The organism is Terrabacter sp. P5_B1 (assembly GCF_056400505.1).
In genome coordinates this window covers 1-6383 of the sequence record NZ_JBFULD010000252.1, presented here as the reverse complement: position 1 = coordinate 6383, position 6383 = coordinate 1, and the positions used below count along the sequence as shown (strand labels likewise).

5 protein-coding genes, 1 tRNA gene and 1 pseudogene are annotated in these 6383 nt (G+C 72.0%); 6 read left to right on the top strand and 1 reads right to left on the bottom strand.

Annotated elements, in window-relative coordinates; translation table 11 throughout:
• The 6 genes from AC1DP0_RS16290 to AC1DP0_RS16265 form a co-directional block, all read left to right on the top strand.
• On the top strand, positions 1–852 hold an 852-nt coding region (locus AC1DP0_RS16290; RefSeq protein WP_478086114.1), incomplete at its 5' end, for a PKD domain-containing protein.
• Between the two features lie 98 nt (positions 853–950).
• Positions 951–1026, top strand: a tRNA-Ala gene (locus AC1DP0_RS16285).
• Between the two features lie 291 nt (positions 1027–1317).
• Complete coding sequence (locus tag AC1DP0_RS16280; protein ID WP_478086112.1) at positions 1318–2148, top strand: DUF72 domain-containing protein; 831 nt, start codon at positions 1318–1320, stop codon at positions 2146–2148.
• Between the two features lie 91 nt (positions 2149–2239).
• Positions 2240–2785 (top strand): OsmC family protein, encoded by a 546-nt coding sequence (locus AC1DP0_RS16275; protein ID WP_478086110.1) that lies wholly within the window; start codon positions 2240–2242, stop codon positions 2783–2785.
• A 9-nt stretch (positions 2786–2794) separates the two neighbouring features.
• Positions 2795–4897, top strand: a complete 2103-nt coding sequence (pta, locus tag AC1DP0_RS16270) for a phosphate acetyltransferase (protein WP_478086107.1) — start codon at positions 2795–2797, stop codon at positions 4895–4897.
• Positions 4894–6051, top strand: a complete 1158-nt coding sequence (locus tag AC1DP0_RS16265; protein WP_478086104.1) for an acetate/propionate family kinase — start codon at positions 4894–4896, stop codon at positions 6049–6051. The genes pta and AC1DP0_RS16265 overlap by 4 nt, the downstream gene beginning before the upstream one ends.
• 26 nt (positions 6052–6077) lie before the next feature.
• Here the strand turns inward: AC1DP0_RS16265 and AC1DP0_RS16260 are convergent.
• Positions 6078–6383 (bottom strand): annotated as a pseudogene (locus tag AC1DP0_RS16260) (SDR family NAD(P)-dependent oxidoreductase); the annotation flags it as partial.

The following is a 6383-nucleotide window of genomic DNA, read 5'->3' as shown; positions in this document are numbered from 1 at the left end:
GGCACCGCGCCGGTGACCGTCGCGGCCGATGCCTCGGCCTCGACCGACCCGCAGGGCCAGGCCCTGACCTACGGGTTCGCCTGGGGAGACGGCACGACGACGGCCGCCTCGGCGACCCCGACGGCCACCCACGCCTACCCGACCGCAGGCACCTACACGGTGACCGTCACCGTCACCAACACGTCAGGCCTCACGAGCACGGCACCGAGGGCGGTCACCGTGTCGGCACCCTTGCCCGGCTACGTCGGGACCGTCGGCACCGCCTCGTCCACCACGACGGGCTCGAGCGGCGTCATCACCCTCGGCCCGACGACGACCGTGCAGCAGAACCACCTGGTCGTCGTCACGCTCGAGATGCTGGCGAAGTCGGCGAACGGCGCCGTTGCCGCCACCGACACGGCCGGCAACACATACACCGTGGCGCACTCGGTGACCGTCAGCGGCGGCCGGCTCGTGGTCCTCACCGGGCTCACGGCCAAGCCGCTCCCAGCGGGCGCGAAGATCACGGTGACGTTCCCGGGCGCGACGGCGTACCGGATGGTGGCCGATGACCTGCTCGGCGTCACCAAGGTCGACCAGGTCGCGTCGGCAACGGGCACGAGCCAGTCGTTCTCGTCCGGCTCGACGCTGCCCACGAAGGCGGCCCGCGAGGTCGTCTTCGGGGCGGTCTCCACGTTCACGTCCTCGAGCAACCCGACGTGGACGTCCGCCTGGACCGCGCTGACCCCGCAGACCGCGGCGAGCACCAACCTGGGCCGGGCCTACCAGCTGCCCACGGCAGTCGGCACCTTCCAGGCCAACGGCACCACCTCGGGCACGTGGGCGGCCCTCGTGCTCACCTTCCAGCCGTAGCCCGGGCGCCGCGTCGGAGCAACCCGACGCGGCGTCCGCCGGGGCCGGCCAGATTGGGTGCGGCGGTCACCGTGGTGTTATCGTTCCTTCCGCACCAAGGGGCTGTGGCGCAGTTGGTAGCGCGTCTCGTTCGCAATGAGAAGGTCAGGGGTTCGAATCCCCTCAGCTCCACCAGACAGAAGCCCCGTCCCCCTGCGGAAACACGCTGGAGGGGCGGGGTTCGCCCTTTGTCATCGCCCGTCTGCCGGCCGCTGTGACCAGCTGCCTCAGTTGGCGGCGAAGACCTTGTCGAGCGCCCACCCCGACGCCTTGTACTGGCCGGGGCAATCTGGGTCGTCCTGCCGGCAGGCGCTGGGTTGCAGCTCGCCGCGGCGGCGCCGCCGGGGTGGGGCCTACGTGCGGGCCCTTGGTCCCGATTCCGCTCACCGACTCGGCTCACCCGGGTCGGGCGGGTAAGGGTGGAGCATGCCTCACGCACGGATCGGCGTCTCCGGCTGGCGCTACCCCTCATGGCGCGGCGACTTCTACCCCAAGGGCCTTCCCCAGCGCCTCGAGCTGACGTATGCCGCCGAGCGGATGACGTCGATCGAGGTCAACGGCTCGTTCTACTCCCTCCAGCGCCCGAGCTCGTATGCCGCGTGGCGGGCCGCCGTGCCCAGCGACGTCGTGCTCGCCGTCAAGGGCGGACGCTTCATCACCCACATGAAGGCCCTGCGCGACGTGGAGACACCGCTGGCCAACTTCTTCGCGAGCGGCGTGCTGGCGCTCGGGGCACAGCTCGGGCCGGTGCTCTGGCAGCTCCCCGAGCGCGTCCGCTTCGACCGGGTGCGGGTCCGGGACTTCCTCGAGCTGCTGCCCACGTCGACGGGCGAGGCCTCGCGGCTCGCCGAGAAGCACGACGACAAGCTCAAGGAGGACCGCATCCTCACGACCTGCGAGGTCGACGTCCGGATGCGGCACGCCCTCGAGCCGCGGCACGACAGCTTCGACACCGACGAGGCGCGGGCGCTGTGTGCGGAGCACGGCGTGGCCATGGTCATCGCGGACAGCGCGGGCAAGTGGCCCGTCATGGACGACGCGACGAGCGACTTCCGGTACGTGCGGCTGCACGGCGAGACCGAGCTCTATGCGAGCGGTTACACCGACGCGTCCCTCGACCGGTGGGCGCAGTCGTGCCGCTACTGGATGGAAGACGGTCACGACGTGCACGTCTACTTCGACAACGACGCCAAGGGACACGCGCCCTACGACGCGGTGCGGCTCGTCCGGCGGCTCGGGCTGACCACCACCGCGTGAGCAGGGGGAGCGCGTAGCGCCGGCGGCGCAAGCGCGGCGCGACCACCCGGCATACGGTGTCGGGACGAGACTCGGACGACGGGAGCCGGCGATGACCCAGCAGCAACCGGAGCGGCGCGGGATGAACCGCGACGAGCTGCGCGCGGCGCAGGAGCCGCTCAAGGCGCGCTACCGCGCGGACCCGGACGCCGCGGTGCACTCGGTCTCGGCGAGCGCCGTCTTCGGCGAGCCGGTCACCGTCGAGGTGCCCACCGCAGCGGGCGCCGTGCGGGCGGGACTGCACCCGGCCGCGGGCGGGGACGGCTCGGACGCCTGCTCCGGCGACATGCTGATGGAGGCCCTCGTGGCGTGCGCAGGTGTCACGCTGCACGCCGTGTCGCTCGCGTTCGGCGTCGACCTGCGCGAGGTGTCGCTGCGGGCCGAGGCGACGTTTGACGCGCGCGGCACCCTCGGCGTCGACCGGACCGCGCCAGTCGGCGTGCTGGGAGCCCGCGTCGTGGCCGAGGTCTCGACCGACGCCGACGACGCGACCTTGGCCCGGCTCGCCGCCGCGACCGAGCGCTACTGCGTCGTGGGGCAGTCGCTGCGACAGCCACCGACGATCGAGGTGCGGCGTCGGTCGCGTCAGAACCGATAGGTTCCTCACGTGAGCCGAAGCGTCTACGTCGCCTCGCCGGAGGGTCTGACGGGCAAGTCCGCCGTGGCTCTCGGGCTGCTCGACGCCCTGCTGCGCGAGGTCGGTTCGGTGGGCGTCTTCCGCCCGCTGACGACGGTGGGCGGCGCCGGTCCCGACGACGAGGTCGACCACATCGTCGACATGCTCGTCAGCCAGCCCGGGGTCGAGCAGACCTACGACGAGGCCCTTGGGGTGACCTACGCGCAGGCGCACGACGACCCCGACGAGGCGCTGCACCGCATCGTCGAGCGGTTCGGCGCCCTCAGCGCGAGGTTCGAGGTCGTCCTCGTGCTCGGGTCCGACTACACCGACGTCTCGACGGGCACCGAGCTGTCCTTCAACGCCCGGGTCGCCGCCAACCTCGGGTCGGCCGTCGTCCTCGTCGTGCACGGCCGCGACCGGACGCCCGACCAGATCCGGGTCGCCGTCGACGGTGCCATCTCCGAGCTGCGCGCCAACCACGCCCAGACCGTGGCCGTCGTCGCCAACCGGGTCGAGCCCGCCGACCTCGACGCGGTCCGCTCGGTGCTGGCCTCGCTCCCGTTCCCCGTCACGGCCGCGATGCCCGAGAACCCGCTGCTCTCGGCGCCGAGCTTCCGCGCGCTCGCCGACGCCATCGGGGCTCAGCTCGTCCTGGGCAGCGAGTCGTGGATGGACCGCGACAGCCTGGGCCTCATCGTGGCGGCGATGAGCCTGCCCAACGTCCTCGCGCGGCTCGGCCCCGACGTCACCGTCATCGCGCCCAGCGACCGGACCGACCTCATCCCCGGCCTCATGCTCGCCCACCAGTCCGGCACCTTCCCGACCCTCGCCGGCATCATCCTCACGGGTGGCTACCCCATCCCCGAGACCATCGCGCGGCTGTCGGCCGGCGTGCAGCAGGACCTGCCGATCGCGCTCACCGACGACGGCACCTTCCGCACGGCCGAGCGCCTCATGCAGGTCCGCGGCCCGATGACGAAGACCTCGCGCAACAAGATCGAGACGGCGCGCCGACTCTTCTCCGAGAGCGTCGACCAGGCGGCCCTCCTCCGGGCCATCGACGTGTCGGCCTCCGAGGTGCGCACGCCCTTGATGTTCGAGTTCCAGCTCATGGAGCGCGCCCGCTCGGACCGCAAGCACATCGTGCTCCCCGAGAGCCAGGACGACCGCATCCTCGAGGCAGCCGACATCCTGCTGCGCCGCGGTGTCGCCGACCTGACCCTCCTCGGCGACGAGACGAAGGTGCGGGCCCGCGGCTCGGCCCTCGGGCTCGACCTCGACGCCGCAGCCGTCGTCTCCCCCACCGACCCGGACCTCGTCGAGCGCTTCGCGCAGGAGTACGCCGTCGCGCGCGGTCACAAGGGCATGACCGTCGAGCGCGCCCGCGAGGTCGTCACGGGCATCTCCTACTTCGGCACGATGATGGTCCACCTCGGCCTCGCCGACGGGATGGTGTCCGGCGCCGTCAACACGACGGCGCACACGATCCGGCCGGCGCTCGAGTTCGTCAAGACGGCCGAGGGCGTCAAGACGGTCTCGAGCGTGTTCCTGATGTGCCTCGCCGACCGGGTGCTCGTCTACGGCGACTGCGCGGTCATCCCCGACCCGACCGCCGAGCAGCTCGCCGACATCGCCATCTCGTCGGCGCAGACCGCTCAGCAGTTCGGCATCGAGCCGCGGGTCGCGATGCTGTCCTACTCGACCGGGTCCAGCGGGTCCGGCGCCGAGGTCGAGAAGGTCCGGGCTGCAACGGAGCTCGTGGCCGAGCGGGCTCCGGAGCTCGCGCTCGCCGGGCCGATCCAGTACGACGCGGCCATCGACCCGACCGTCGGCCGGGCCAAGATGCCGGACTCCGAGGTGGCAGGTCACGCCACCGTCTTCGTCTTCCCCGACCTCAACACGGGCAACAACACCTACAAGGCCGTCCAGCGCAGCGCGCACGCCGTCGCCGTCGGGCCCGTCCTCCAGGGCCTGCGCAAGCCGGTCAACGACCTCTCCCGCGGCGCCCTCGTCGACGACATCGTCAACACCGTCGCCATCACCGCCGTCCAGGCGCAGGGCACCTCGAAGCAGCAGGGAGAGCACCGGTGAGCGGTTCCACGAACGATCGACCCGTCCTCGTCCTCAATGCGGGCTCGTCGTCGCTCAAGTACCAGCTGCTCCTGCCCGAGACGGGTGAGGTGCAGGCCCGGGGACTCGTCGAACGCATCGGCGAGTCAGGGAGCGTCGTCGCCGACCACGCGGCCGCCCTCCGGTCCATGGCCGAGCGGCTGCGACACGACGGCATCGTCCTCGACGAGGTGCCGCTGCGCGCCGTCGGCCACCGGGTCGTCCACGGCGGTCCCGACTTCTCCGAGCCGGTCGTCATCGACGACGCCGTCCTCGACCGCATCCGTGAGCTGAGCGCCCTTGCACCACTGCACAACCCGGCTGCCGTCACCGGGATCGAGGCGGCCCGGGCACGCTTCGACGTGCCCCACGTCGCGGTCTTCGACACGGCATACTTCTCGTCCCTGCCCGCCGAGGCGTCGACGTATGCCGTGCCGCGCGATCTCGCCGCGAAGCACGCGATCCGCCGCTACGGCTTCCACGGAACGTCGCACCAGTACGTCGCCCAGGCCACGGCGGAGCTGCTGGACCGTCCGCTCGGTGACCTCCGTCAGGTGATCCTCCACCTCGGGAACGGGTGTTCCGCCTCCGCGGTGCGGCACGGACTGGCCGTCGAGACGTCGATGGGCCTGACGCCCCTGCAGGGCCTCGTCATGGGCACCCGCTCGGGTGACGTCGACCCCGGGCTGCACGCATACCTCGCCCGGGAGGCAGGGCTCTCGCTCGACGAGATCGACACGGTGCTCAACAAGAGGTCCGGGCTGCTGGGGCTCAGCGGGGTCAACGACTTCCGCCAGCTCGAGCAACGGCTGGCAGCGGGCGAGGCCGACGCCCGCCTCGCGTTCGACGTCGCCGTCCACCGGATCAAGCACTACGTCGGCGCCTACCTGGCGATCCTCGGCGGCATCGACGTGCTCGTCTTCACAGCCGGCGTCGGGGAGAACAGCATCTCCCTGCGGGCCGCCGTCACCGAGGGCCTCGAGGGGCTCGGGATCACGGTCGACCGGGCGCGGAACGCCGCCCGGTCCCAGCAGGCCCGCGTGATCTCACCCGACGGGGCCGGGGTCGTCGTCGCCGTGGTGCCGACGAACGAGGAGCTCGCCATCGCCCGGCAGACGGCCGACCTCGTCGGCTGACCCAACGCTCCCGGCGGGTGCCGGTGTCAGCGCGACGTGCGCTGGGACTCGAGGTACTGCCGCAGGGAGAGCGGCCGGCGACCGGTCAGGCGCTCGACGTCGCCGCTGACGCCGTCGAACTCACCTGCCGCCACCGCGGTGTACGTCGACACCCAGGCGTCGACCTGCCAGTCCGGCGCACCGTAGACCGCGCGGGAGGCATACGCCTCCTCGAGCGTCTCGTCGTGGAAGCGCACCTCCCGGCCGGTGACCTCGGTGATCGTCTCGGCCATCTCGGCGAAGGTCAGCGCCTCCGGACCGGTCAGGTCGTAGGTCGCGCCCGCGTGCGACGC